Raw genomic sequence first — 25,852 nt, 5'->3', positions numbered from 1 at the left:
ATGTACCCGCCGCCCAGCCGTATCGACGAGGAGGCTGAACCATGTTGGACACGAGTTTCGTTTTTGCACCGCACCTGTTCATGGCGCTGGCCGCTGACCGCGACCGCGTGGCCGAGAGCCGCAAGTGGCTCCGGAGCCTGCGCGAGTTCGAGAGCCGCGACCGTGAAGCCGCCGCGAAGACCCGCAACGTCATCATTTGCAAGCCCGCGCACCTGGCCGGCCCGCACAAGCTCTAGTCCGCGCTATGATCCGGAATTGACGCCGGAGGGTTCCGTTTGTCCCTGAAACACGCGTTGTTGGGGCTGCTCAATTATGAGCCCATGACCGGGTATGAACTCAAGCAGTTCTTCGACTCGTCGATCGAGCATTTTTGGAACGCCGAGCTGAGCCAGATCTACCCGACGCTCAAGTCGCTCGAAGATTCCGAATACGTATCGAAGCACGTGCAGGTCCAGGAGAACCGCCCGAACCGAAAGATCTACGAGATCACTGAAGCGGGCCGGGACGAGTTTCTTCGTTGGATGCGCACGCCGACGCCTCCGGCCGACCTGCGCGACCCGTTCCTCATCAAGATCTTTCTCGGGACCGAGATCCCGGTCGAAGACACGCTGCTGTTGATGCGCCGCCAGATGGAGGAGCATCAGAAGGTCATTGCGTTCTCCGAGACGGTGCTGCGCCCGCGCATCGCCCACGCCGTCGAGCATGAGAGGTTCACGACGAAGCACGCGCTCTACTGGACGTTGACGCTCGAGATGGCGCTCGCGTACCGGCGCGCGTACGTCGAGTGGTGCGAGCGGGCGATGGCGCTGCTCGAAGAATCGCTGCTTGACGAACCGGTCGAAAGGACAGCGGCGCCCAGGAGCGACGCGGAGTCCGCCTGACAGGTGCAATCGCCGCGGCCGGTGCGTCCCGCCTCCAGTCTGTGCGCTATGATGCACCGTCGAGCCTGAAGCCTCGATGAGGCGGCGAGAGGCCGCGACGATCGAATGCTAGAGCCCCTGCCTGATGCTGGCGCGACGCTGCCGCTGCTTGCGGACACGTCGCTCGGCTTTCCCCTTCCCATTGCCATCGTGTTATTCGCGGGCGGCCTGCTCGGCTATGCCGTCGTCAACGCGATCGAGATCGCCGTCGTCGGTTCGAACCGTATCCGCGTGCGCGCGGCGGCCGAGGCGGGCAGTCGCCGGGCCATCGCGCTGGAACGGCTGAAGAACCAGCAAGACACGTTCTTCGGCGTCGTCGTCGTGATGCAGAACGTGTTCGTCTTCCTCATCTCGACCACCGGCGCCGTCATCGCGGCGGACATCTTCGGCAGCCGCTGGGGCTTCCTTGCCGGCCTGATCGCCGTACCGCTGATCTCGACGGAGTTCGGAGAGTACTCACCAAAGGTGATCGCGTCACGTTCGGCGGAGCGCATCGCCTATCTCGTCGCGTTGCCGATCCAGTTCCTGGTCGTCGTGATGAAGCCGCTGATTGCGGCGCTCGCCGTGGTGCCAAACATATTCGTGCGCGGTCAGTCCATTTCGCAGACCGTCACCGAAGCCGAACTGCGAATGCTGATCGACATCGGCGCGGAAGAAGGCAGCGTGAGCGAGGAAGAGGCGGACTTGCTGGACCGCGTGTTTCACTTCCACGACCGGCGCGTCAACGAGATCATGGTGCCGCGCCCGGAGATCGTCTGGCTCGAGGAAGAAGAGACGCTGAAAGACCTGCTCGATACCTACGCCAAATCGCCGCGTTCGCGGTTCCCGGTATACAAGGCGACGGTCGATAACGTCGTCGGTATCGTGAGCATCAAGGATGTCCTTAACGCGATCGCGCGTGGTGAGATTCAAAACGAGATGCCGATCGCATCACTGATCCGCGAGGCGCTTTTCATTCCGGAGACCAAACTGGTGAGCACGCTGTTCTGGGAGATGCAGAACGAACGCCAGCAGATGGCCATCGTGGTCGACGAGTACGGCGGCGTCGCCGGCCTTGTGACGCTGGAGTTGCTGCTCGAAGAGATGGTCGGGCGCGTCGTCGACGAACTGGGGCAGGAGGACGCGGAGTTCGTCGCCATCGACGAGAACACGACGCGCGTCGATGGCGGCATGAGCATCTTCGACCTGCGCGACGAGCTTGGCCTCGCGATTCCGGAAGGCGACTATGAGACGATCGCCGGGTTCGTGCTGGATCAGCTCGGTCATATTCCGCGCGAGGGCGAGACAGTGCACTACAACAGCTACCGTATCGCCGTCTCGGAGGTGAAGGGCGTGAAGATCGAGTCCGTTGTGATCACGAAGCAACCCGAGCCGGCATGAAGGCGCAGCGCTTGCGCGTCACCTTCACGCGCGGCGACGAGATGAAGTACATCACGCACCTGGACCTCATGCGGTTCTGGGAACGGGTGTTGCGCCGCGCCGAGATCCCGGTCTTCTATTCGGAGGGATTCTCGCCGCACCCCCAGATCGCCCTGGCGGCGCCGCTGCCCGTCGGCGTCACCAGCGATGCAGAACTGATGGATGTCTTTCTGGAGACCGTGATGCTGCCGCGAGCGTTCAGCGAGCGGGTGACGCCGCAACTGACCGTGGCCGTACAGATTCTGCGCGTCGAGGAAGCTGGTCTGACGCTGCCGTCCCTGCAGGCGGAGGTGCGGGCCGCCGCGTACGACGTCGACATCGACGCGCCACTGGATGCTGCGGTGGCGCGCGCCGTCGAGGAGTTGCTGGCCGCAGAGACGTTTCCATGGGAGCACAAGCGTGATGAGGAGACGAAAGCGTACGACCTGCGGGCGCTGATACACGACATAACAGTTGAGCCAGGTGACGGCGGTCTTCGGCTTCGGATGCTTCTGCGCGCGGACAACACGGGGTCCGGCCGCCCCGAGCAGGTCGCCGCCGCGCTCGGGCTGCCGCAGCCTCACCGGATCCATCGTACAAAGCTCGTGCTTGCCGGCGCCTCGGCGGCGCGCGATGCGTGGCGCAAGCGCGGCAGGTTCGCCGGCTGATGCGGCTGGTCCTGATCCGCCACGGCGAGACCGAGCACAATCGTGGCCAGCTCACGCTCGGACGCGCCGATGTGCCGCTCAACGAGCGGGGGAGGGCGCAGGCACGCTCGCTCGCCGCGTCCTTCCTGCGCGCGCCCGATGCCATCGTCTCCAGTCCGCTCGCTCGCGCGCTCGATACGGCGCGCAGCATCGCTCGCGCGACCGGCGCCACGATCGCCATCGACGACGGGTTGATCGAGATGGATGTCGGCGCGATGGAACATCTCACGAGCGCGGAGTTGCGCGCGGGCCATGCGGACTTCCTACAGCAATGGATGTCGCGCGATTGCGGCGATGCGCGCATGCCGGGAGGTGAGACGCTGCGGGAGGTGCAGGACCGCGCTTGGGCAAGCATCGAGCGTTTGCACGGCGAGCACCCGGAAGGCGAGGTCATCGTCGTCTCGCATAACTTCGTGATCCTGATGGTGATTTGCCGCGCGCTCGCGCTGCCGATCGCCGACTTTCGGCACATCCGCCAGGCGCTCGCCGCTCGCACCGTCATCGACGTCGGCGAGCGCGGCTGCACCCTCGTCCAACTCAACGACCAGTCGCACCTGCTGGCCGCCGGCGTCGGCGGCGACCTGCTTCATCGCGAGGCGCGCGCGTAAACTGCCCTCGTGCAGCTCACACGCGATGCCTATCTGATCCTCGCCACCCGCACCGTCCGCTCGTTCTCCGACGGCTTCGTAAGCGTGCTGCTAGCGAGCTACTTGGCGCGCCTCGGCTTCTCGGGCGTGCGCATCGGCGCCATCACCACGGTGACGCTGCTCGGCACCGCCGCCGCGACGATCGTGGCGGGAGCGATCGCCGACCGCTTCGGGCGGCGGCGACTGCTGCTCATGGCGTCCGTCGTGGCAGCGGGCACGGGATTGGCGTTCGCTTCGACCACCGCGTTCGTGCCGATCCTGTTCATCGCGTTGATCGGCACGCTGAACCCATCGTTCAGCGACGTCAGCGTCTTCCTGCCGATCGAGCAGGCGATCTTGCCGGAGACAGTCGAGCGACAGCGGCGGACGGCGCTCTTCGCGCGGTACAACCTGTTCGCGGTGCTCGCGGCGTCGTCGGGCGCACTGTTCGCCGGCCTGCCATCGCTGCTCGTACGCGTGTTCGACTGGGATCTCACCGACGCGATGCGCGGCATGTTCGTCTTCTACGGCGTGCTGGCGCTCGTAAACTTCGCCGCTTATCGGGCGCTCTCGCCGTCGATCGAGACGGTGCCGGGCGAGCCGCGGGCGCCGTTGCACCGTTCCCGCAACATTGTCTTCGGCCTCTCGGCGCTCTTCGCGCTCGATGCGTTCGCCGGCGGATTCATCGTGCAGTCGATGCTCGCGCTGTGGCTGTTCGAGCGTTACGGACTGTCGATCGGGCAGACGGGCGTGATCTTCTTCGTTGCCGGCATTTTCACTGCGTTCTCCTTCCTGGTCGCCGCGCGCGTCGCGGAGCGATTCGGGCTGATCAACACGATGGTATTCACGCACCTGCCTTCGAACATCCTCCTGATCGCGGTCGCGCTCATGCCGAACGTCTGGCTTGCGGTCGTGATGCTGCTTGCGCGCCAATCCCTGTCGCAGATGGACGTGCCGACGCGCCAGTCGTATGTGATGGCCGTCGTCGACCCTGACGAGCGTGCGGCGGCCGCCAGCGTCACCGGCGTGTCGCGCAGTCTCGCGTCGTCCGGCAGCCCCGTGATCGCCGGAGCGATGCTTGGCGCGACGTCGTTCGGATGGCCGCTGATCGTCGCCGGTACGCTCAAGTCGGTCTACGACCTGCTGTTGCTGCGTCAATTCCGCGCCGTCAAACCGGACGAAGAGGTGATCTCCATCGTACGGGTCTGACTGAATGCTCTGCCGGAGAAGTTGGCGCGATGTTATGATCCTCGAATTGGCGAACCATGCTTTCGCTCAGGCGAGCTTCGCACGCCCGCAACGAAGTTCCGTCATCGATCGTCGAGCATCAGGAGGGGCCGTGTCTGTCGATCCGCTGGAGTTCCGCTCGATTATCGGCCACTTCGCCACGGGCGTGACTGTGATCACCACCGCCGCCGGCGAAGAGATGCAGGGCATGACCGCGAACGCCGTCGCGTCGCTCTCGCTGGACCCGACGATGATCCTGGTGTGCGTGGAGAAGAACACGCACACGCACGGCGTGCTCGAGCGGAGCGGCGTCTTTGCGGTGAACATCCTCGCCGCGCACCAGGAGGATGTGTCGCGCATCTTCGCCATTCGGGCCGAGCCCGAGATTAACTCGCTGCGGGGCCAGCACTTCTTGATCGGGGAGTCCGGCGCGCCCGTGCTCGAAGACTGCCTGGCATACCTGGAGTGCCAGGTGACGCAGCTGTTCGAGGGCGGCGACCATTCGATTTTCATCGGCGAGGTGGTGGCGGCCGGCATGGTGAGCGAGAGCGCGCCGCTGGTCTTTTACCGCGGCGGCTACCGCACGCTGGCCCCCTGAGCGGGCTTCAGCTACCGATGGGCTGTACGACAAGCACATTCGCGCCGATCCTCTTTCAAGGCGGGCTTTACATCTTCGTAGCTTCGGCGGCAACTCCATGTATTGCCGCCTCACTTGACCGATGTTAGGATCGCGAAAACGTCTGGGTGTCTCGAAGTTGAATCTTCGTATGAATAACCTACAGGAGCGCGCGTAGATGGCACTTGTTGCCGCTACCAATGGCTCCGTCTTTGAACGTGCTGACGGACGCGCACTGGGCGATGCCGTGCGGGCGATCGGCCGCTATGTGCCGCTGCTCGGCATCATCGCCCTCGCTGTGGGGGTCCACATCTCCACGCTCTCCTATTACTTCTTTGGCGACGACTTCCTCGTGCTCGGCGACATCCAGACCCGCGCGTTTCCGGCGTACATGCGCGATGTCGTCCTGCTGGATGACCTGACGCCCAACTGGCGACCGCTTACGATGGCCGTCTACTACGCCGAATTCCAACTCTTCGGGTTCAATGCGATGGCGTGGCGCATCGTCAATCTCGTCGTGCACGTCGCGACGATCGTCGTGCTCTACCAGCTCGTGCTCGCAATCTCGAAGCGGGTATTTGTGGCTTCGGCGGCGGCGCTGATTTTCGGCGTGTCCGCTTCGGCGGTACACACCGTAACGTACATAACGGCGTTCCCCCACGTACTGAGCGAGTTCCTCCTCATTTCGTCCCTCTACTCCATGCACTGCTACGTCGATGGCGGCGAGCGGCGACGGGCGCTGTACTGGCTGTCCTTCGCGCTCTTCGTCGCCGGCTTCCTTGCGAATGAGGGCGGCGTCGTCATCGGCGCCGTGCTGCTGGTGTACTACGTCGCCTACGCGCACATGCGGCACCGCGACGCGCTCGAGACGGTGGTGAAGATGACGCCATTCGCGCTCGCCGCCGGCATCACCATCGCGGCGCTCGCGGGCAGCGGCAAGCAAGGCGTCGATACGGGCTTCTACAGTGTCGGTTGGCACATCGCACGCGAGACGTGGGTGTACATGTCGCGGATGGCGTACCCAGTCGGCGCGATCCCGCTGGATCCGTCCGCGATGGAGTGGATCTGGGGCTCGATCGTCGCTGGCTTCGCGATCTTCTTCTTCATACGCGGCCCTCATCTCGCGCGCATAGCGGCGATCGGCATGGTGATCGCGATCATGCCGTATGCGCCGGGGAAGATCTGGACGGCGACGCGTTACACGTACATGGCGCTACCGTTCTTCGGGATACTCGTCGCGTTGTCCGCGGGTTGGGTGCATCATCACCTGGCGCGGCTGAACAAGCCGGGAGCGCACCTGCTTGCCGCGGCGGCGCTTTTCGCGGTCGCCGGCCTGTACTCATGGCAGACGGTACACCAGACGTCGCCTTTCCTGAAGGAAACAGACCGCTGGGAGCTGCTCGCGCAGGAATTGAAGGGCGCCTATCCCAGCGTCCCCGCCGGCTCCACGATCTACGTCATCGACGATGAAGGTCTGTGGACGAACCCGTACTGGCAGCCGACCTGGCTGACATCCGTCGGCAACGCGTTGTACGGCGATGGTGTTGTCGTGCGCGCCATTCCATCGCGTGACCTCGCCACACTGGAAGACAGCATCGAAGGCGAGATCCTTCTCGCCCAGTATGACGGCGGACACATCAGGCGCGTGTCCCCCGCAACGGTCAGCTCCCAGTAGGACTGACACTGCAGGGTTGAGATTTGACAGCCGTCCGGATGCACGGAGCGGCCATCGGGCCTATCCTCGTCGTCGCGCTCGTCTTGCGCGTTGCGTGGGTGATCTGGATCCATCCGGATCCGGTGCTGGAAGGCCGCTTCGACGACACCGCGTGGTATCGCGTCGCCGCGCACTACTTCGCCAACGGCGATGGATACGTGAATCCATACACGGGGACGCCCACGGCGGCGTGGCCACCCGGCTACCCTGTCTTCCTGGGCAGCGTGTTCGTGCTCTTCGGCGAGGGCGTCTACCAGGCCGCCGCAGCCAACATCGCGCTGTCGCTCGGCACCATCGTCGTGGTGTATGCGATCGCGCTGCGCCTCCTCGACCGCCCGGCGGCGATCATTGCCGCTGTCGCGCTTGCCGTCTGGCCCGGGCAGATCTACTACACCTCCCTCTCGCTCTCGGAACCGCTCTTCACGCTGCTCTTCTCGCTCGCGGTGTTGCTGCTCGTGTCCGTGTCCGCGACGGAGGGTCCAGCAGCGAGACGCACCGTGCTCATCGGGTTCGGCGCCGTCGTGGCGCTGGCGGCGCTCACACGCGGCCAAGCGTTGCTGCTGCTCCCGATCGGCGTCGTCGTGTGCGGCCTTGCGAGCCACCGGTGGAAGGCGGCGATAGGCTGGGGTATGCTGGCGGCGTTTGCAGCCGGCGTCGTACTTGCGCCCTGGGTCATCCGGAATGAGCAGAAGCTCGGAAGTCCCGTGATCATCGCGACCAACCTGGGCCCAAACGTCTGGATCGGTCACCACCAGGGTGCGAGTGGCGGCATGTACGTCGCCGGCGGTGCTTTGCCGCAGCCCGACCGCGCGGGGCTCAGCCAACCCGAGATCGAAGTCGCAGCGGACAGGATCGCACTGCGGAAGGGCCTGGCGTACATGTTCACGCACCCGAAGGATGAGCTGCGTCTCGCGGCGATCAAGCTCCGCGTGCTTTACGCATCAGACGCCACGGCGCTCGATTGGAACTCGGGATTCGACCGCGGGTACTACGGTCCCGATGCGGTGGAGAACGGGCTGCGGGATACGGCGAACGTGTTCTGGTTCACGGCGCTGGTCCTCGGGGGCGTCGGATTCCTCGCAAGCTTGAGCCGGCTCCGGGATGCATTCGTGCTGCTGCCGATGCTCGTGCTCGCCTGGTCGGCCACGCATCTGCTCTTCTTCGGCGACCCGCGCTTTCACTATCCCATTGTGTTCGTCGTCGCGATCCTCGCGGCGCGCGGAACCCTCGTGGTCGTCGAAGCTGCCCGCCGGCCTCTGCCGGGCCTCCGCAAGAAGGGGTACGCTACGGCGTGAGTCTGGACGCCCCAGCGGCCGCGCGAGTCGAGCCACGGACGATTCCCGCCACCCACGCCGGCGCACGGTTAGCGGGTCTGCGTCTCGACATCGTCCTCGCGATCGTCGTCTTCGCCATGGCGATCGTGCCGCGTGCGGCCTGGATCGCGTACAACGACCGGCCGCCGCAGGGCCTCAACGATCCCGTGATGTACAACCTGCTGTCGGACCTGATGGCCGACGGCGACGGCTACATCCGCCCGACTGGCGAACCGTTCGCGTACTACCCCGTGGGCTTCCCGGCGACCGTCGCGGGCCTGAAGAAGGCCGGCGAGTTCGTCGGCTGGGAGCGCAGCATCTTCAGCATCAAGATGATGAACGGGATGTTCGGCGCGCTCACGACGGTTGGCGTCTTTCTGATCGCCGCGCGGCTGTTCGATCGGCGGGTGGCATTCGCCGCGGGAGCGCTTCACGCGATCTTCCCGAGCCAGGTCTACTACACCGGCACGATCCTCACCGAGCCCTTATTCACGTACCTGTTCGTGGCGGCTTTGCTCATATTGCTGTGGAAACCCTGGGCCCGCACGGGAATGCCGTATTCGCAGCTCTTCGCCGCCGGGCTCGTACTCAGCGCCGCGACGATGACGCGCGGCATCACGCTGATCTTCCCACTCCTGCTGCTCGCGATCTGGCTGTTCTATCTCGATTCGAAGAAGCGCGCGTTGCTGCAGACCGCTGTGCTGTTCGCCGGCATTGCCGTGCTCATCGTGCCATGGTCGATTCGCAACACGCTGGCCTTCGATCAACTCACCGGTCCCTCGACGAATCTCGGCGACGACCTGTGCATCGGCAACTACAACGGAGCGGATGGGCGGTTTACGCTCACCGGCAAGTGCTTTGAGGGTGTCGAAGGGATGTCGCCGCAAGAGGTGGAGCTGCACCGCAACCGCGAGGGCGCAAAGATCGCCGTACAGGACGTGCTTCAGCATCCGCTGCGCATGCCGGAGTTGATCGCGAACAAGGCGTACTGGCTGCTCTACAAGGACGACGACGGGATCTGGGCGGCGGAGTCCTACGGCCACGATCCGTTCATACCGGAGCCGCGCAAGGGCATGCTCGTCTTCGCCGCGAACGCGATCTACTACGCGACGGGCATCATCGTCCTTCTCGGTGCGGCGGCGTTCGCACTCTCGAGCGATATTCGGCGCCTGTTCGTGCTGTTGGCGATGCTGTACGTGATCGCCGTCCCGCTTGCCTTCTTCGGCGACCCGCGTTTTCACTTCCCGGCGATTCCGCTCGCGATCATCATCGCCGCTGCGACACTGTTGATGCTGTGGGATGGACGCCGCGCCTTCGTGCCCGGGGAGCCAACGTGATGACGCTCGCGCGGCTCAGGGAGTGGCTGGGCACCCCTGATGCGCGCTGGCTGCTCGCCGTGTTCGTCGTCGCGCTCGCGGTCCGGTTGCTCGTCGCGATCACCGTTACACCGGATCCGCGCGATGGACGTTTCGACGACAGCGTCTGGTACGACACAGCCGCGCGGCACATCGCCGCGGGCGATGGCTACGTCTCCGACGTGACCGTCTGGGTCGATGCGGAAGGACGCCGTCTCTATCCCGATCAGAACGACCTGACAGCGACAGCGCTCTGGCCCCCGGCCTATCCGTACACGCTCGCCGCGATCTACATCGTCAGCGATGACTCCGTCACGGCGGCGCGCATGATGAACGTGCTGTGGGGGGCGCTCACCGCTGCGCTCGTCTTTCTCATCGCGCGCAAGCTCTTCGATACCACCGTGGCCGCGTTCTCCGGCATGGCGCTCGCGTTTATGCCGGCGCACGTGCTCTTCACGGCTGTGCTCTTGGCGGAGACGTATTTCGGGTTCCTGCTCGCCCTCGTGCTTGCCGTCTCGGTGTACTTCGTCTTCGACCGCGCAAAGCCGAATCTCGCCGTCATGGCGGGGCTCGGCGCGCTCGTCGCGTTCACCGGCTACGTGCGGGGCGAGTTTCTGACATTCGGCGCCGTGCTGGCGCTGTTCGTGCTGCTGCACCTCCGACGCGATGCGGTGCTGCCGCTGGCAGCGCTCGCGCTCGGCGCTGCCGTCATCGTCGTGCCGTGGACCGTGCGTAATGCCCGCAGCATGGGAGAACCCCTCGTCGGGACGACGGGCGCCGGCCGCACGATGTACCAGGGACACAATCCGGACGCGGACGGCCAGCCGAGCCTCGAGGCTTCATTCATCCTCGAAGGCAGGTTCAGCGACGTCACGGATCGGAAGGAGTTGGAGATCAAGAGCAACCGCGAAGGCTCGCGGCTCGCGCGCGAATGGGCGCTCGACCACAAGCTGCGCGAACTGCAACTCGTCGGGCTGCGCATGTATCACCTGATGAAGACCGACGAGGCGGGCGTCACGTGGCTGCAGAGCAATAAGCCGTGGTTCTCGCCGGAGAATCGCGACAAGCTCATCTTCTTCTCGACGTTCTGGTTCTACTCGCTCATCGCGCTGACGCTCGCCTCGATCCCGTTATGGTGGCGATGGCGCGATCTCTCGCGGCTGCTCGTATTCTCAATCATCCCGTTTTATCTCGTCGTGTTCGGCGTGCTGTTCATCGGCGATCCGCGATACCACTACGCCATGTACATCCCGCTTGGCGTCTTTGCGGGGGTCGGGCTGGCGGCGATCGCGCGGCTCACCATCCACCAGTGGCGCGAGGCTACGGGCGAGCGATTCGGAGAGCTGGGCCGCCCAGGCAGCCTCGAAGGATGAACCCGCTGCAGGCGCACTGGCTCCGGTTGACGCTCTGGTTGCTCATCGGCACGCCGGTCGTTGCAATGGCTGTGGCGCTGACGACGGATGTCGGATTCAGCTTCGCCATCGCCGTCACGCTGTACATGTGGGCGCTGGTTTGCGTCATACTTGCGCTGATCGCCCTTGCGGGGCTGCTGGTGCGACTGTTGAGCAGGGGGCTGCGTGCGATTCGAAGGTAAGACGGTCGTCGTCACCGGTGCCGGCGGCTTCATCGGCAGCCATCTCGTCGAGCGGCTCGTCGTTGAAGGCGCGAACGTCCGTGCGATGCTCCGTTATACCTCCCGTGGCCAGCGCGGCTGTCTCGACCTGCTGCCGCCGTCTACGCTCGATCACGTCCAGGTGACCCTCGGGGACGTCCGCGACTTCGACGCCGTGCGCGAGATCGTGCGCGGCGCCGACGCAATCTTCCATCTCGCGGCGCTCATCGGCATTCCGTACTCGTACGAGCACCCGCAGGAGGTCATCGACACCAACATCGACGGCACGTCAAACGTGCTCGTGGCGGCCAAGGAGTTGGGATCGCTCGAACGCATCGTGCTCACGTCGACAAGCGAAGTCTACGGTTCGGCGGTCCGCGTGCCGATGGATGAAGAGCACCCGTTGCAGGCGCAATCACCGTACTCTGCCACGAAAATCGCCGCCGATGCGCTCGGTCTGAGCTTTCACCGTTCGTTCGGGCTGCCGATCGCCATCGTGCGGCCGTTCAATGCCTACGGTCCGCGGCAGTCCGCGCGCGCCGTCATCCCGACGATCATCAGCCAGGCGTTGGGCGAAGGCAGGCTCAAGCTTGGCACCTTGGAGACGACGCGCGACTTCACGTTCGTCGAGGACACGGCGGCAGGCTTCGTCGCCGTCGGTGCGGCGAGCGATGCGATCGGCGAGGTCGTGAACCTCGGCTCCGGCAGCGAAGTGAGCATTCGCGACGTCGTGCGCAAGGTCGGCGAGATTATCGGCAGGGAACTGACGGTCGAAGGCGACGACCAGCGGATGCGGCCGAAGAAAAGCGAAGTCTCGCGCCTGCTCTCCGACAGCTCGAAGGCGCAGCGGCTGGCGGGCTGGCGCCCCGAAGTCTCCCTCGACGAGGGGCTGCGGCGCACGACGGACTGGGTGCGCGATCACATCGACCTCTTTCGTCCGAAGGAGTACGCCGTATGAGGGCGGTGCTGCTCGCCGGTGGCATGGGCGTGCGGCTGCGCCCGCTCACGTACACGATCCCGAAGCCGCTGTTGCCGGTGGGCGAGCGGCCGATCCTCGAGGAGATCATCGAGCGCCTCAAGGCGTTCGACATTGACGAATACATCATCACGGTCGGGTATCGGGCGGAGCTGATCGAGACGTACTTCCGTAACGGCGCGCAGCTAGGCGTCAAGATCGACTACGTGCACGAGACGCAGCCGCTCGGCACGGCCGGCGCGCTGTCGCTCGTGCGAGGCATGCGCGATCTCCCCGACGATGAGCCGCTGTACGTCATGAACGGAGACATCCTCACCGACCTCGATGTGCACGCGCTCATGGATGCGCACCGGCGCGGCGGCCACGACATGACCATCGCGACGGTCGAGTTCGAATTGCAGCATCCATACGGTGTGCTGCGGGTGACCGATGGCGAGGTCACCGGCATCATGGAGAAGCCGACGGTCACCGACACCGTGAGTACGGGCATGTACGCCATCCAGCCGTCCGCGTTGTCGCTGATCCCGGAAGAGAAGTACTTCGATATGCCAGACCTCGTGAACGCATTGCTCGCCGAGCGGCGGAGCGTCGGTGCGTGGCCCTTCCACGGCGAATGGCTCGCCATCCAGCGCATGGAACAACTCGATGAAGCGAGCCGCATGCTCGCGGAGCGCCGCGCGTGAAGCTTTCGATCGTCATCCCCGTCCGCAACGAGCGCGATACAATCGTCCAGCTCATCGAACGCGTGCGCGCCGTCGAGTGCGGGATGCCGAAAGAGCTGATCGTCGTCGATGGCGCGTCGACCGATGGCACGCGTGAAGCGCTGCTGGCGATCGGCGAAGCTCCGGACCTGGTGCTCGTGCTGGAGGCGCGGGCGCGCGGCAAGGGCCGCGCGGTGCGCACCGGCTTCGAGCGGGCGACCGGGGACATCGTCATGGTGCAGGACGCGGACCTGGAGCTGGATCCGTCGCAAATACCGGCGCTTCTCGAGCCGATCGTCGCCGGCCGCACGGCCGTCGTGTTCGGCTCGCGCTTCAAGCAGCGCGGGCGCGGCCGCACGCCGTTGGTCGGCTACCTAGGGAACTTCGGGCTGACGTGGGCTACGAACATCCTTTACGGCGTGCGCCTGACGGACATCCTCACGTGCTACAAGGTCATGCGCGGTGACATCGCACGGTCGCTCGATCTTCGCTGTAACGGCTTCGATCTTGACGCCGAGATCACCTGCCGCCTGCTGCGCGACGGACAGCAGATCGTCGAAGTGCCCGTCACGTACGCACCGCGCGGCGCCGACGAAGGCAAAAAGCTCAGTCCATCCGTCGGTTGGAGCGTGCTGCGTGCGATCGTGCGTGTGCGCTTCTCGCGCCGGCGCCCGGCGTCAACGCTCGATCGCGCATCGCGACGCGCCGTCGCCGCATCCGGCCGGCAGCGCGACGACGACCGTTGACTTCTCGCGAGCGCGCTTTCTAGACTGCAAGGAGACGCTGCTTGAATGCGGAGGCATATGCCGCTCGGGTCGCTGTCAAAGGCAGGCGGTCGCGTGTCCCTCGAAACACTGCTCGCGAAACTTCCCGAGTCCGACTACAAACCCTCGACGAAGGAGCTGGTCGGTCTCAGCGCCATTGAGGGCGCCGATCAACGCCGCTTCCTCGAGGTATGGCGGGCGCTCAGCATCCAGCGCCGCCGTGACCTCATCGACCGCCTCGTCGATCTCGCGGAGGACAGCGTCGAGTACGACTTCAATAACGTCTTCATGGCGGGACTGCTCGATGACGACGTGCAGGTGCGGACGCAGTCCATCAAGGCGCTCTGGGAGTACGAAGAGGCCGACCTCGCGCGGGTGCTGCTGCGCCTGTTGAAGGATCCGGAAGCGATGGTCCGCGCCGAGGCGGCACTGGGCCTGGGGCGCTACCTGCTGCGCGCCGAGATCCTCGACAAGGATCTGGACGTCATTCCCGAGATCGAGGAAGCGCTGCGCTCAGTCGCGCGTGATGACCTTGAGCTGACCGAGGTGCGCGGCCGCGCCATCGAGGCGATCGGTGTGCGCGCACACGAGTGGGTGCATGATCTGATCGAAGACGCGTACGCCAGCGGCGAGCGCCGGCTGCAGATCAGCGCCGTCCACGCGATGGGCCGCAGCGCCGATCCCGACTGGCTGCCGACGATCGTCGAGGAGATGCACAACGAAGACGCGGAGATGCGTTTCGAGGCGGCGCAGGCGGCCGGCGAGTTGGGTGAAGACGACATCATCCCCGATCTGGCGTCGCTCACGCAGGATGAAGACGCCGAGGTGCAGGAAGCGGCGATCGCGGCGCTCGGTCATGTCGGCGGGCCTGCCGCGCGCTCCGTCCTGCTTTCCGTAGCGTCGGAATCGAACGACGAACGCGTGCTCGAGTCGGTGACGGATGCCCTGAGTGAGGCGGACTTCGTCGAAGATCCACTGGGCGTCAAGCTGTATCTCGACCGCAGCGTTGCCGAGGATAGGGAAGAGGATGACGACGAGTGACGCTTGAACGAGAGCTTCGAGCAGAGCCGGCGATATCGGCGGGTGGCGTGGTCATCCGTCGCGCCGAGCACGGGCCTGAGGTCGTCCTCTGCGGGCGCTCGCGCGAAGGGCTCTGGGCGTTGCCCAAGGGCACACCCGAATATGGCGAAGCGTTGCATGACACCGCGATCCGGGAAGTACGCGAGGAGACCGGCCTCGGCGTGTCGATCATCGCCGAACTCGGGACGATCGAATATGAGTTCGCACGACAGGCGCAGCGAGTCCGCTTTCAGAAGACCGTACATCATTTCTTGATGAAACCCGATGGAACCGGGAGTGTTGACGCCCACGATCGAGAGTATGATCGGGTCAAGTGGTTTCAGATTGAGGAGGCGTTGCGCATCATGACGCACCGCAACGAAGCCGCCGTCGTGAGACGGGCGCGCGACGTATTCGAACAGGAGCCGGCGGCGTGACAACGACGATCGAGGGTGAAGTCGCCCGCGGCGATCTCGTCGTCCTGCGCGAGAAGCGCATCAGCGACGCAGGCGACGACTATCGCTGGCGCACCGACAACGAACTCGCCCGCTTCGACGCCGCGCGTCCGTTCGCCGCTGCGTTCGAAGACTACATGGCGCTCTACCGCGATGAGTTGACCTATCCCAGCCCGTACCGGCGCAGCCTCGCCCTCGAAGATGCCTCCGGCCGCCACATCGGTAACGTCATGTACTACAACATCGATGCGACGCGGCGAGAAGCGGAACTCGGCATCACGATCGGCGAGCGCGAATTCTGGGGGCGCGGCTACGGCACCGACGCCGTGCGGGCGCTGGTCCGGCACATTCTGCGCGTCACGGGCTTTCGGCGCGTCTATCTCAAAACGCTCGACTGGAACGTCCGCGCACAGCGCGCCTTCGAGAAGGCCGGGTTCCAGGTGTGCGGCCGCTCGCGTCGCGGGGGGAACGTCTTCGTCGTCATGGAATTCCTGTCGTCGTGGGCCAATGCAAACGACGGAAACGGCAAGCACCGTATCTGACACGCGGCCTACCGCATTCGTCCCTACACCTGGCCATCGAACATGACAACGAAGAAGCGGGATCGAGCGATCCCGCTTCCCTCATCTCGTTTCCCGCTTCCAACGGCCGTCGTGGGCCAACGCAAGCGACGGAGACGGCAAGCGCTGCATCTGACGGCGACCATCGGCCATCTCCGTCTAGAGCCAAGAAGCGGGATCACACTGATCCCGCTTCCCGCATCTCGTTTCCCGCTTCCAACTAAGGGTGATGCTCGATCCTGCTGCGCCTGGCCGGCCGCTCGCTGTATCCCTCGCGCCAGCGCGGCAGCAGCGCCGCGATCAACATCATCGCGATAGCGAACACGATGAGCCACACGCCCATCGCCAACAGCGTGTTGATCTCGATCAGGCCCTCATCCCACGTGCGGTTGGCGAATGCGCCGTCGAACGGACGCACGAACGGCCACGACACGTCCATGATGAAGTCGACGAATCCGTTGGCGAGATTGGCGCCGAACGCCAGCAGCGCGAAGCGTAGTGCCAGGAGCGTCTCGAGCGCGACGAGGATCGCAAAGAGCACCGAGTTCACTTTGCCTGCCACGTCGACGCCCCACCAGCGCCTGACCGTGCCGCCGGTATCGTCGTAGTGCTCCGCACCATACTCATCTGCCGATGCGGTTTCGTGCCGGACGGGGACGTCGTCCGGGTCCAGATCCCTGCGAGTGCGAAATTCCGTCATGTCTTCCTCCCTTCGTACCGGCATCCACTATCGCCCGCGGTGCGTCTCGCGGCGGCCACACATTGGATATGCGCCATTGCGGGGGCATCACAGTCGCGATAGGCGCCCGCGAGACGGGTTGACACAAAGGAGCGGGGGCGCCTAGGATCGTGGTGACTGACTAGTGAGTGCTCACTAACAAGAGGCCGCATGGTTCAGCCGAGGGCTCGTCGCCTGCCCGCCGCCAAGCGCCGCCGCCTGATCATCGAAAGCGCGCGCGGCGTCTTCGCCGCCCAGAGTTATGCCCGCGTCGGCACCGCCGACCTCGCGAAGGCTGCCGGCATCTCCGAGCCGGCGCTTTACAGGCACTTCTCCGGCAAGAAGGACCTCTTCGTCGCGACGATCCGCGCCACAGGCCCGCGCCTCCTGGAAATCTGGGAGGAGATCGCGTGCGACTACGAGGACCCCATCGAGACGCTCTGGGCCATCGGCGTCTACTACTATGACCACCTCGAAAGCCATGCCGCGAACATGAAGCTGCAGTTTCGCGCTCTCTCGGAAGCCGACGACCCTGAGATCCGCGATGCACTCCACGACAATTTCGGGGCGTTCGTTGACTTCGTGGCAGATACGTTGGAGGAGGGGAAGGCGCGGGGCACCGTCCGCGCGGAGGTCGACTCGCGGATCATCGCCTGGCAGTTCTTGGGCATCGGCATGACGCTTGACCTCATGCACTTGCTGGGATTTAAGGGCGAGGTCGACCGCGCCCGCGCCGACATGTGGCAGCGCGTCTACCTGGACGCGGTTAAGACGCGGACCGGCGCGCCTCAGCCGTACGCGTCGGCGGAGGCGCAGCCTGTGCGCGTCGCCGCTTCGCTCGGCGGCATGTGAGGGCTGACATGCATTGCGCAGTTGACGTTAACGTAAACCTTCATGAGAATATCCCGGCGCGCGCTAGCCAGCACGAGTTAACGCATGGACTTTAACGACACGTCCCAAGAAGCCGCCTTCCGCACGGAGGTGCGCGCATTCATCCAGCAGGAGTGCCCGCCCGGCATCCGCAGGCGGGGCTTCAGCGCGATGTTCGGCGGCGGCGGCTGGGATGATTACCGCCTCAGCACCGACGAATACCGCCAACTCAACACGACCTGGGCGAAGAAACTCGCTAAGAAGGGCTGGATCGCGCCCGCATGGCCGAAGCAGTATGGCGGCGCCGGCATGACCATCATGGAGCAGTTCATTTTCAAGCAGGAGATGTCCACGGCCGGTGCGCCGAGTGGTGGCAACTACGGCATCGGCGTCGGCTGGGCGGGCCCGACGATCATTCTCTATGGCAACGAAGAGCAGAAGCAGAAGTACCTGCCCGACATCGTGCGCGGCGACGTGGTCTGGTGCCAGGGCTTCAGCGAACCGGGCGCCGGGTCGGACCTGGCAGCCGTGCAGACACGGGCGGTCAAGGACGGCGACGACTACGTCGTCAACGGCCAGAAGATCTGGACGTCGGGCGCCCACGTCGCGCAGTACATGATCCTGCTCGCGCGCACCAACCCCGAGGCGTCGAAGCACAAGGGCATCAGCTACTTCATCCTCGACATGAAGTCGCCCGGTATCGATATTCGCCCGCTGGTGAACATGGCGGGCAACCACGACTTCAACGAAGTCTTCTTCGATAACGTGCGGGTGCCGCAGGAGAACCTGATCGGCGAGGAGAACCGCGGCTGGTACGTCGGCACGACGACGCTGGATTTCGAACGCTCGGGCATCGCCACGAGCGTGTCGCACGGGCACATGGTGCGCGACCTCGCGAAGTTCGTCGTGGACCACCGCGACGAGGGCTTCATCTCCGAGAACCCTCACTTGCGGATCGAGATCGCCGATCGCGCCGTCGAGTCCGAAGTCGAGCAGATGCTCTGCACGCAGGTGATCTCGATGCAGAACCGCGGCCTGGTGCCAAACAAGGAGTCTTCGATCGCCAAGCTCTTTTCTTCGGAGTTGGACGTCCGCATCTCGCAGACCGCCATGAAGGCGATCGGGCTGTACGGCCAGCTCAAGCGCGGCAGCGAGCACGCGGTGATGAACGGCCGCATCGAGAGCACGTACATCTACGCGACGACGAGCGTCGTCGGCGGCGGGACATCGGAGATCCAGCGCAACATCATCGCGTCGAGGGGATTGGGATTGCCGCGTGACTAACGCCGATTGGTCGCTGGTCGCTGGTTGCTGGTCGTTGGTGGTGAAATGCAAGAAGCCAAAGGGTATGAGGGATTAGGGGTGTATCAGAGGACGCGATCGCTTTTGAAGCCCATGCATGAGCTGGCACTACGGTTTCCCGATTACGAGAAATTTGATCTGGCGAGCCAGATCCGGCGAGCCAACAAGTCGATACCCGCCAACATCGCGGAAGGCTACGCGAAGCGGCGATCAGGCAAGGAGTTCGCCTTCTATCTGACCAATGCCATGGGTTCCGCCAACGAAATGGAGGTTCACCTCCAGATAGCGCACGAACTTGGTTATATCTCTCCGGAGGAGCAGGCGCGTTCCGGTCAGGAGTACGCGATCATCGGTAAGCAACTGAACCGTTTGATTGCGTACTGGCGCTCGCAAACCCCCACTCGCGCCAATTGATTCACGGGATTGGAGTCTTTGTTCCCACCAGCGACCAGAGACTAGCGACTAGGAGACCATGACATGGATTTTCGCGATAACGACACGGAGGCCGCGTTTCGCCAGGAAGTGCGCAGCTTCATCAAGAATGACGTGCAGGCCGATGAGCAGGCGAGCGAACTCGCCGAACGCGGCATGTACCGTGGCGCCTTCGAACGGCTGAAGGGCCTGCGTCAGAAGCTCTCGTCGAAAGGCTGGATCGCGCCGGCCTGGCCGAAGGAGTACGGCGGCGCCGGGCTCACCGTCATGCAGCAGTTCATCATGAACGAGGAGTTCGCCCAGAATCGCGTCCCGCCCGTCGGCGGCATGGGCGTCTCCATGGTCGGCCCGACGCTCATCGCGCACGGCAACGACGACCAGAAAAAGGAACACCTGGGGCGAATCCTTTCCGGCGAAGTGCAGTGGTGCCAGGGGTTTTCTGAGCCAGGGTCGGGCTCCGACCTCGCGTCGTTGCAGACGCGCGCCGTCAAGGATGGCGATGACTACGTGATCAACGGGCAGAAGATCTGGACGTCCGGCGCCCAGTACGCGCACTGGATGTTCATGATGGCCCGCACCGACCCCGAGGCGCCGAAGCACAAGGGCATCTCCTACTTCCTGCTCGACATGAAGACGCCAGGCGTCGAGGTGCGGCCGCTGACGAATCTGGCGAACCAGAACATGTTCAACGAGGTGTTCTTCACCGACGTGCGCGTCCCGGCGAAGAACGTCGTCGGCGAGGTCAACCGCGGCTGGTACGTCGGCGCAACGACGCTCGACTTCGAACGCTCGAGCATTGGCAGCGCGGTCGGACTGCGGTTGCAGCTCGATGGACTGGTGAAGTACGCCAACCAGCACGCGGACGACGGCACGAGCCGCACGCAGCGTCTCTCGAGCGTGAAGACCGAACTCGCTGACCGCTACATCGAATCGTCGGTGGCGCGGCTGATGTCGTACCGCGTAATCACCATGCAGGCGAACGGGCTGATTCCGAACCACGAAGCATCGATGACCAAGCTCTTTGCGTCGGAACTCGGCCAGCGCATCGCGCGGACAGGCATGAAGGTGCTTGGGCTGTACGGCCAGCTCTACGGCGATGAAGCGCCGATGAAGGGCCGCTACGAAAGCTCCTACCTGACGTCGCTGTCATCGACGATCGCCGGCGGCACCTCCGAGATTCAGCGCAACATCATCGCCACGCGAGGCCTCGGGCTTCCGCGCGATTAGCAGATGGGGATTGGTGATTGGTGAATTTGTGGAAGCCACATCTCGTATGTCGCGCGGTTATGAAGACCTTGACGTGTACCGGCGCGCGTTCGGGTTGCAGAAACCAATTCACCAGTTGGTTCATGGTTTTCCGGACTACGAGAAGTATGGACTTGCGAACCAGATGCGACGCGCCTGCAAGTCCATCCCAGCCAACATCGCTGAGGGCTATGGAGGACGGCGGTCCAGCGAAGGAGTTTTGCACCTACCTCGCCATCGCCGTTGGATCGGCAAATGAGATGGAAGTTCACTTGAAGACTTCGCATGAGTTGGAGTTGGAGTACATCACCGCAGAGGAATTCGAACGCCTTCGCGCGGAGTATGAGATTGTCGGCAAGCAGTTGACTCGGCTGATTCAGTACTGGTCCAAGAGAGACCAATCACCAGTCACCAATCACTAGGAGACCAACCATGGACTTTACGGATACACCAGAAGAGGCATCGTTCCGCGCTGAGGTGCGGGCGTTCATCGAGAAGGAAGCGCCGAAGCCCAAGCCCGGCCAGTCCGGCGCCGAGGCGCTGATGGGCAACTGGGAGCGCAACCAGGCATGGTTTAAGCTCCTCGGCGGGAAGGGGTGGATCGCGCCGGCATGGCCGACGGAGTACGGCGGCGCCGGCATGAGCACGGTGCAGCAGTTCGTCTTCAACGAGGAGATGGCGACCGCGAAGGCGCCGCGCCCGCTCCACATGATCATCGGGCTGGGCATGGCGGGCCCGACGCTTATCGTCCATGGCACGGAGGATCAGAAGAAGAAGTACCTGCCGGGCATGCTCCGCGGCGAGGACATCTGGTGCCAGGGCTACAGCGAGCCCGGCGCCGGCTCCGACCTGGCGGCGTTGCAGACGCGCGCCGTCCGCGACGGCGATGACTACGTCATCAATGGCCAGAAGATCTGGACGACGCTCGCGCACATGGCGAAGTACATGATCCTGCTCACGCGCACCGATCCTGACGCGCCCAAGCACCGCGGCATCACCTACTTCATCCTCGACATGAAGACGCCCGGAGTCGAAGTGCGGCCTCTGTACAACCTGGGCAACAGCCACGAGTTCAACGAGGTCTTCTTCGACAACGTGCGCATCCCCAAGGACAACGTGATCGGCGAGGAGAACCGCGGTTGGTACGCGGCCGTCACCACGCTGGACTTCGAGCGCTCGAGCATCGGCTCGGCGATCGGCATGAAGCAGCACGTCGAAGAGTTGGTGCACTACGCGAAGCAGCACGAGAATGAGCCGACGAGCACGCTGCTCACGAACCCGATGCTTCGCTACGAGCTTGCCGACCGCATGATCGAAGTTGAGGTCGCGCGAATGCTGTCTTATCGCGTGGCGAGCATGCAGGCGCGAGGTCTCATCCCTAACTACGAGGCGTCGCTGCTCAAGCTCTACACGACCGAGTTGAACCAGCGCATCGCGCACACCGGCGTCCATGTGCTGGGGCTCTACGGCCAGCTTCGCGGCGACGAAGCGCCGCACGGCGGCCGCTGGATGGCGACGTACCTGCGTTCGCAGGCCTACACCATCGAAGGCGGCACGTCGGAGATCCAGCGCAACATCATCGCGCAGCGCGGCCTCGGGTTACCGCGAGACTAGGCGGTCGGATGATGGATGATGGACGCTGGGCAAGGAGAAGGTGAGCGTTCGTGTGTGCAGAGCCGGCGCGGCGTGTGATCAGAAGCTATGACGACCTCGATGCACTTGGCGAATCAGCTTAGCGTGCTTCGAAGTCTATTCCGACGAACATCGCCGAAGGATATGGAAAGCGCCGTTCTCCGAAGGAGTTTCGAGCGTTTCTCACCAACGCACTCGGCTCAGCGAACGAGATGGAAGTCCATTTGAAGATCGCAAAGGAACTGGGTTACGTGGATGATGAAGTATTCGCCGTGCTGCTTGGCGAATACCAGATCGTCGCCCGTCAGCTGACGCGACTCATACAACACTGGTCGGCATACGACGCCCAGCATCCAGCATCCAGCATCCGCGAGCCTTCGTCATGAGGTTCACCTTCACCCCCGAGCAGGACGCCTTTCGATCAGAAGTACGGTCGTTCCTGGATACGGCGCTGCCCGCCGGATGGGAAGGCGCGGATAACGCCATCGACGACGAATCCGTCGAGGTTGGACGCACCTTCCTGAAGCAGCTCGCGCCCAAGAAGTGGATCGCTCCCGCGTGGCCGGCCGAGTACGGCGGGCTCGGCATGAGCTTGTGGGACCAGGTCGTCTTCAACGAGGAGATGGGCTACGCCCGCGCGCCGATCATCAATACGGCGGCGGTGGGCTATCTCGGCCCGACGATCATCCTCTACGGCACCGATGAGCAGAAGAAGCAACACCTGCCCGGTATTACCAACGGCGACGTGATCTGGTGCCAGGGTTATAGTGAGCCAAATTCCGGCTCAGACCTCGCGTCGTTGCAGACGCGCGCCGTGCAGGACGGCGACGACTTCGTGATCAACGGCCAGAAGATCTGGACCAGCCAGGCGCATTACGCCGACTGGATGTTCCTCATCGCCCGCACTGATCCCGACGCGCCGAAGCATCGCGGCATCAGCTACTTCCTGCTCGATATGAAGACGCCGGGCATCACCGTGCGACCGTTGATCAACATGGCGGACGGCGCCGGCTTCAACGAGGTCTTCTTCGAGAACGTGCGGGTGCCGCGGTCCGGGCTGCTCGGCGAATTGAACCGCGGCTGGTACATCGCGACGACGACGCTCGACTTCGAGCGGTCGTCGATCGGTGGCACGTCGCAGGCGATGCGCGCTCTCGAGGACCTGACGCGCTTCGCGAAAAATGAACGAGACGCCGCGACCGGTGCGCCGATCTGGGAGAGCCCGCTGGTCCGGCACGCCATCGCGGATCTGTGGTTGTCGCTGGAGGTGACGCGGCTGCTGTCGTACCGCGTCGTAAGCATGCAGTCGAAGGGCCTCGTGCCGAACTACGAAGCCTCGATCATCAAGGTGTTTAACTCGGAGTACATCCAGCGGCAGGCGCGCGTCGGCATGGGGATCATGGGGTTGTACGGCGGGCTGTGGGAGGAGAGCCCGTACGCAAAGCTCAAGGGCCGCTTCAGCAAGTCATATGTGACCAGCGTGGGCGGCGCGATCGCCGGCGGGACGTCGGAGATCCAGCGCAACATCATCGCCCAGCGTGGATTAGGACTTCCCCGCCAATGAACTTCGCCGACGCACCCGCTGATGCCGCATTCAGGCGGGAAGTCCAGGACTTTCTCCGAGCGGAGTTGCCCGCAGACCTCCACGCCGCCGATGACGCCGTCATGGGCGTCGGCATCGGTGAGGACGAGCGCGAGCGCGACTGGCTCAGGACGCTCGCGAAGCGCGGCTGGGTCGCGCCCGCGTGGCCGAAGGAGTACGGCGGCGCCGGCCTCGGCGTGATGCAGCAGTTCATCTTCAATGAAGAGATGGCGCGCGCACGGGCGCCACGTCCGAATTTCCTCGCGATCGGCCTTGCCGGTCCGACGATCATCGTCCACGGCACGGAGGAACAGAAGCGCGAGCACCTGTCTGGCATCCTCTCCGGGGAGACGTTCTGGTGTCAGGGCTTCAGCGAGCCGGGCTCGGGATCCGATCTCGCATCGCTGCAGACGCGCGCGGTGCAGGACGGCGACGACTTCATCATCAACGGCCAGAAGATCTGGACGTCGGGCGCGCACCGGTCGCAGCGCATGATGCTGCTGGCGCGCACGGACACCGACGTGCCGAAGCACAAGGGCATCAGTTACTTTCTGCTCGATATGAAGACGCCGGGCGTCACGGTGCGGCCGCTGACCAATCTTGCCGACACGCCGAGCTTCAACGAGGTCTTCTTCGACAACGTGCGTGTGCCTAAGAAGGATCTGCTCGGCGAGCTGAACAAGGGGTGGTACGTCGCGACGACGACACTTGACTTCGAGCGCTCCGGCATCATCAGCGGCGTCGGCTTGCAGACCATGGTGCGCGAGCTGATCGACTTCGTGCGCACGGACGGCCGTCGCGACGCCGGGCGCGAGGCGCTCCGCCACGAGCTGGCGCAGCGGATGATCGAGGCGCAGGTCTCGATCGTGCTCTCATATCGGGTCGCGACGATGCAGGCGAAAGGTTTGATCCCCAACCAGGAAGCGTCGATCACCAAGCTGTTTGGCTCGGAACTGGCGCAGCGCATCGGGCGGACCGGCGTGAAGGCCGCGGGCATGTACGGCATGCTCAGCGAAGGCTCGCCGCGCGCCCCGCTCGGTGGCCGCCTCGACGCCTGGTATCGCATCGCCGTCGGCTCGACGATCGCCGGCGGCACGAGCGAGATCCAGCGCGGCGTGATCGCGCAGCGCGGACTGGGCATGCCGCGATGAGGTGGAATGGAGGTCGGATGTCGGAGGTCGGAGGACGATCGCAACAGGAGCGTCGTCCAATCCGTAGCTTTCGCGATCTTGAGGTGTACCAGCGTTCATGGGCACTCTTGCAGCCCGTCCACATTCTCGCGCTCACGTTCCCAGACTATGAGAAGTTCGACCTTGCGAACCAGGTTCGCCGCGCGGCGAAGTCCATTCCCGCCAACATTGCTGAAGGGATACGCTAAGCGACGTTCGGCGAAGGAATTCAGAGCCTATCTCGCTAATGCGATGGGATCTGCGACCGAGATGGAGATTCACTTAGAAATTGCCAGGGAACTGGATTACATTGGCGACGCTGACAATCAGCGCTTCACGAATGAGTACAAGATTGTCGCGCGGCAGTTGTACAGATTGATCGAGAGTTGGCGGTCCCTAGACGTCCGACCTCCGACCTCCGACCTCCAGGAGACCAGTCGTGCGTGAAGCATTCTCACTCAAGCGCCTCGCCATCGCCGTCGTAATCGCCGGCGCGATCTACGGGCTGGCCGTCGGCATCGGCTCGGCGTTGTACGCGACGGACAACATGCCGACGGGCGCGACGCACAACGACTGCGCCGACTACCGGCGGGAGATCGCCGACGAACAGGGCATCGACCGCACGGACGTGCCGCAGGAAGAGATCAAACAGCGCACAGAGACCTGCCTGGAAGGGCATGTGCTGACCGAGAACGAAGCCTTTCGCAGCGAGTACCTGTTCTGGTCGATCTGGCCGGGCGTGATTTGCGCGGTGGTCTTCCTTATCTGGCCGGTTTGGACGCGCATTCTGCTCAACCAGGAAGCGCACGACGATGGCGAAGGGGGAGGGAAGCATCACACACCTGAGCGCGCCTGAGCGCGGCCGCATCGACACATCGACTATCCCTCGCGCGGGGCGA

At 64.2% G+C, this 25,852-nt stretch carries 27 protein-coding genes and 1 pseudogene; 27 read left to right on the top strand and 1 reads right to left on the bottom strand.

The window, feature by feature from the left end; translation table 11 throughout:
- Window positions 1-41: 41 nt before the first annotated feature.
- The 18 genes from WEB52_09460 (at window position 42) to WEB52_09375 (ending at window position 15,985) form a co-directional block, all read left to right on the top strand.
- A complete protein-coding gene (locus WEB52_09460) occupies window positions 42-236 on the top strand; it encodes a hypothetical protein (protein MEX2226662.1) in 195 nt (64 codons plus the stop codon).
- A gap of 39 nt (window positions 237-275) precedes the next feature.
- A complete protein-coding gene (locus WEB52_09455) occupies window positions 276-881 on the top strand; it encodes a PadR family transcriptional regulator (GenBank protein ID MEX2226661.1) in 606 nt (201 codons plus the stop codon).
- 105 nt (window positions 882-986) lie between these two features.
- On the top strand, window positions 987-2,300 hold the full coding sequence (locus WEB52_09450; protein ID MEX2226660.1) for a hemolysin family protein: 1,314 nt from the start codon (window positions 987-989) through the stop codon (window positions 2,298-2,300).
- Window positions 2,297-2,986: a TIGR03936 family radical SAM-associated protein gene (locus tag WEB52_09445; protein ID MEX2226659.1), complete on the top strand. Its 690-nt coding sequence runs from the start codon at window positions 2,297-2,299 to the stop codon at window positions 2,984-2,986. Before WEB52_09450 ends, WEB52_09445 begins: the two co-directional genes overlap by 4 nt.
- Window positions 2,986-3,633: a histidine phosphatase family protein gene (locus tag WEB52_09440; GenBank protein MEX2226658.1), complete on the top strand. Its 648-nt coding sequence runs from the start codon at window positions 2,986-2,988 to the stop codon at window positions 3,631-3,633. Before WEB52_09445 ends, WEB52_09440 begins: the two co-directional genes overlap by 1 nt.
- Before the next feature lie 9 nt (window positions 3,634-3,642).
- Window positions 3,643-4,860 (top strand): MFS transporter, encoded by a 1,218-nt coding sequence (locus WEB52_09435; protein ID MEX2226657.1) that lies wholly within the window; start codon window positions 3,643-3,645, stop codon window positions 4,858-4,860.
- A gap of 130 nt (window positions 4,861-4,990) precedes the next feature.
- A complete protein-coding gene (locus tag WEB52_09430; protein MEX2226656.1) occupies window positions 4,991-5,476 on the top strand; it encodes a flavin reductase family protein in 486 nt (161 codons plus the stop codon).
- Between the two features lie 196 nt (window positions 5,477-5,672).
- Window positions 5,673-7,169 (top strand): hypothetical protein, encoded by a 1,497-nt coding sequence (locus tag WEB52_09425; GenBank protein MEX2226655.1) that lies wholly within the window; start codon window positions 5,673-5,675, stop codon window positions 7,167-7,169.
- A gap of 23 nt (window positions 7,170-7,192) precedes the next feature.
- Window positions 7,193-8,503 carry a glycosyltransferase family 39 protein gene (locus WEB52_09420; GenBank protein ID MEX2226654.1) on the top strand — a complete coding sequence of 437 codons (1,311 nt, stop codon included), beginning with the start codon at window positions 7,193-7,195 and terminating at the stop codon, window positions 8,501-8,503.
- Window positions 8,500-9,858, top strand: a complete 1,359-nt coding sequence (locus WEB52_09415) for a hypothetical protein (protein MEX2226653.1) — start codon at window positions 8,500-8,502, stop codon at window positions 9,856-9,858. Before WEB52_09420 ends, WEB52_09415 begins: the two co-directional genes overlap by 4 nt.
- The gene (locus WEB52_09410) at window positions 9,858-11,249 is read left to right on the top strand and encodes a glycosyltransferase family 39 protein (protein MEX2226652.1); all 1,392 of its coding nucleotides are present in this window, start codon (window positions 9,858-9,860) and stop codon (window positions 11,247-11,249) included. Before WEB52_09415 ends, WEB52_09410 begins: the two co-directional genes overlap by 1 nt.
- Window positions 11,246-11,470 (top strand): hypothetical protein, encoded by a 225-nt coding sequence (locus tag WEB52_09405; protein MEX2226651.1) that lies wholly within the window; start codon window positions 11,246-11,248, stop codon window positions 11,468-11,470. Before WEB52_09410 ends, WEB52_09405 begins: the two co-directional genes overlap by 4 nt.
- A complete protein-coding gene (locus WEB52_09400; GenBank protein MEX2226650.1) occupies window positions 11,454-12,446 on the top strand; it encodes an SDR family NAD(P)-dependent oxidoreductase in 993 nt (330 codons plus the stop codon). The genes WEB52_09405 and WEB52_09400 overlap by 17 nt, the downstream gene beginning before the upstream one ends.
- Window positions 12,443-13,147, top strand: a complete 705-nt coding sequence (locus WEB52_09395; GenBank protein MEX2226649.1) for a sugar phosphate nucleotidyltransferase — start codon at window positions 12,443-12,445, stop codon at window positions 13,145-13,147. Before WEB52_09400 ends, WEB52_09395 begins: the two co-directional genes overlap by 4 nt.
- Window positions 13,144-13,911, top strand: coding sequence for a glycosyltransferase family 2 protein (locus WEB52_09390; protein MEX2226648.1), 768 nt, complete (start codon window positions 13,144-13,146; stop codon window positions 13,909-13,911). The genes WEB52_09395 and WEB52_09390 overlap by 4 nt, the downstream gene beginning before the upstream one ends.
- Window positions 13,912-14,004: 93 nt before the next feature.
- Window positions 14,005-14,970 carry a HEAT repeat domain-containing protein gene (locus WEB52_09385; protein MEX2226647.1) on the top strand — a complete coding sequence of 322 codons (966 nt, stop codon included), beginning with the start codon at window positions 14,005-14,007 and terminating at the stop codon, window positions 14,968-14,970.
- Window positions 14,967-15,425, top strand: coding sequence for an NUDIX hydrolase (locus tag WEB52_09380; protein MEX2226646.1), 459 nt, complete (start codon window positions 14,967-14,969; stop codon window positions 15,423-15,425). The genes WEB52_09385 and WEB52_09380 overlap by 4 nt, the downstream gene beginning before the upstream one ends.
- A complete protein-coding gene (locus WEB52_09375; GenBank protein MEX2226645.1) occupies window positions 15,422-15,985 on the top strand; it encodes a GNAT family N-acetyltransferase in 564 nt (187 codons plus the stop codon). Before WEB52_09380 ends, WEB52_09375 begins: the two co-directional genes overlap by 4 nt.
- A 238-nt stretch (window positions 15,986-16,223) precedes the next feature.
- On the opposite strand, the gene WEB52_09370 is transcribed toward WEB52_09375, so the two are convergent.
- On the bottom strand, window positions 16,224-16,703 hold the full coding sequence (locus WEB52_09370; GenBank protein MEX2226644.1) for a hypothetical protein: 480 nt from the start codon (window positions 16,701-16,703) through the stop codon (window positions 16,224-16,226).
- 189 nt (window positions 16,704-16,892) lie between these two features.
- On the opposite strand from WEB52_09370, the gene WEB52_09365 reads away from it, so the two are divergent.
- The 9 genes and pseudogenes from WEB52_09365 (at window position 16,893) to WEB52_09325 (ending at window position 25,809) form a co-directional block, all read left to right on the top strand.
- Entirely contained in the window at window positions 16,893-17,573 is a 681-nt protein-coding gene (locus WEB52_09365) for a TetR/AcrR family transcriptional regulator (protein ID MEX2226643.1), read from the top strand.
- An 84-nt stretch (window positions 17,574-17,657) separates the two neighbouring features.
- The gene (locus WEB52_09360) at window positions 17,658-18,875 is read left to right on the top strand and encodes an acyl-CoA dehydrogenase family protein (protein MEX2226642.1); all 1,218 of its coding nucleotides are present in this window, start codon (window positions 17,658-17,660) and stop codon (window positions 18,873-18,875) included.
- Between the two features lie 45 nt (window positions 18,876-18,920).
- Entirely contained in the window at window positions 18,921-19,307 is a 387-nt protein-coding gene (locus WEB52_09355; protein MEX2226641.1) for a four helix bundle protein, read from the top strand.
- A 63-nt stretch (window positions 19,308-19,370) separates the two neighbouring features.
- A complete protein-coding gene (locus WEB52_09350) occupies window positions 19,371-20,552 on the top strand; it encodes an acyl-CoA dehydrogenase family protein (GenBank protein ID MEX2226640.1) in 1,182 nt (393 codons plus the stop codon).
- 450 nt (window positions 20,553-21,002) lie between these two features.
- The gene (locus WEB52_09345; protein MEX2226639.1) at window positions 21,003-22,184 is read left to right on the top strand and encodes an acyl-CoA dehydrogenase family protein; all 1,182 of its coding nucleotides are present in this window, start codon (window positions 21,003-21,005) and stop codon (window positions 22,182-22,184) included.
- 134 nt (window positions 22,185-22,318) lie between these two features.
- Window positions 22,319-22,588: pseudogene (locus WEB52_09340) on the top strand (four helix bundle protein).
- Entirely contained in the window at window positions 22,585-23,766 is a 1,182-nt protein-coding gene (locus WEB52_09335; GenBank protein ID MEX2226638.1) for an acyl-CoA dehydrogenase family protein, read from the top strand. Before WEB52_09340 ends, WEB52_09335 begins: the two are co-directional and overlap by 4 nt.
- The gene (locus tag WEB52_09330; protein ID MEX2226637.1) at window positions 23,763-24,935 is read left to right on the top strand and encodes an acyl-CoA dehydrogenase family protein; all 1,173 of its coding nucleotides are present in this window, start codon (window positions 23,763-23,765) and stop codon (window positions 24,933-24,935) included. The genes WEB52_09335 and WEB52_09330 overlap by 4 nt, the downstream gene beginning before the upstream one ends.
- Window positions 24,936-25,392: 457 nt before the next feature.
- On the top strand, window positions 25,393-25,809 hold the full coding sequence (locus tag WEB52_09325; protein ID MEX2226636.1) for a hypothetical protein: 417 nt from the start codon (window positions 25,393-25,395) through the stop codon (window positions 25,807-25,809).
- Window positions 25,810-25,852 lie beyond the last annotated feature (43 nt).

This window comes from Dehalococcoidia bacterium, assembly GCA_040902535.1.
In the GTDB taxonomy this organism is placed as follows: domain Bacteria; phylum Chloroflexota; class Dehalococcoidia; order DSTF01; family JACRBR01; genus JBBDXD01.
The sequence above is the reverse complement of the archived record's forward strand: the minus strand, read 5'-3'. Positions and strand labels throughout refer to the sequence as shown.

What these genes read in the sequence shown, in the direction of transcription:
- WEB52_09350 (MEX2226640.1), top strand. Translation starts at nt 19,371, where the DNA reads ATGGATTTTCGCGATAACGACACGGAGGCCGCGTTTCGCCAGGAAGTG.
- WEB52_09360 (MEX2226642.1), top strand. Translation starts at nt 17,658, where the DNA reads ATGGACTTTAACGACACGTCCCAAGAAGCCGCCTTCCGCACGGAGGTG.
- WEB52_09335 (MEX2226638.1), top strand. Translation starts at nt 22,585, where the DNA reads ATGAGGTTCACCTTCACCCCCGAGCAGGACGCCTTTCGATCAGAAGTA.
- WEB52_09355 (MEX2226641.1), top strand. Translation starts at nt 18,921, where the DNA reads ATGCAAGAAGCCAAAGGGTATGAGGGATTAGGGGTGTATCAGAGGACG.
- WEB52_09450 (MEX2226660.1), top strand. Translation starts at nt 987, where the DNA reads ATGCTAGAGCCCCTGCCTGATGCTGGCGCGACGCTGCCGCTGCTTGCG.
- WEB52_09440 (MEX2226658.1), top strand. Translation starts at nt 2,986, where the DNA reads ATGCGGCTGGTCCTGATCCGCCACGGCGAGACCGAGCACAATCGTGGC.
- WEB52_09330 (MEX2226637.1), top strand. Translation starts at nt 23,763, where the DNA reads ATGAACTTCGCCGACGCACCCGCTGATGCCGCATTCAGGCGGGAAGTC.
- WEB52_09410 (MEX2226652.1), top strand. Translation starts at nt 9,858, where the DNA reads ATGACGCTCGCGCGGCTCAGGGAGTGGCTGGGCACCCCTGATGCGCGC.
- WEB52_09460 (MEX2226662.1), top strand. Translation starts at nt 42, where the DNA reads ATGTTGGACACGAGTTTCGTTTTTGCACCGCACCTGTTCATGGCGCTG.
- WEB52_09345 (MEX2226639.1), top strand. Translation starts at nt 21,003, where the DNA reads ATGGACTTTACGGATACACCAGAAGAGGCATCGTTCCGCGCTGAGGTG.
- WEB52_09365 (MEX2226643.1), top strand. Translation starts at nt 16,893, where the DNA reads ATGGTTCAGCCGAGGGCTCGTCGCCTGCCCGCCGCCAAGCGCCGCCGC.
- WEB52_09370 (MEX2226644.1), bottom strand. Translation starts at nt 16,703, where the DNA reads ATGACGGAATTTCGCACTCGCAGGGATCTGGACCCGGACGACGTCCCC.
- WEB52_09445 (MEX2226659.1), top strand. Translation starts at nt 2,297, where the DNA reads ATGAAGGCGCAGCGCTTGCGCGTCACCTTCACGCGCGGCGACGAGATG.
- WEB52_09405 (MEX2226651.1), top strand. Translation starts at nt 11,246, where the DNA reads ATGAACCCGCTGCAGGCGCACTGGCTCCGGTTGACGCTCTGGTTGCTC.
- WEB52_09395 (MEX2226649.1), top strand. Translation starts at nt 12,443, where the DNA reads ATGAGGGCGGTGCTGCTCGCCGGTGGCATGGGCGTGCGGCTGCGCCCG.
- WEB52_09425 (MEX2226655.1), top strand. Translation starts at nt 5,673, where the DNA reads ATGGCACTTGTTGCCGCTACCAATGGCTCCGTCTTTGAACGTGCTGAC.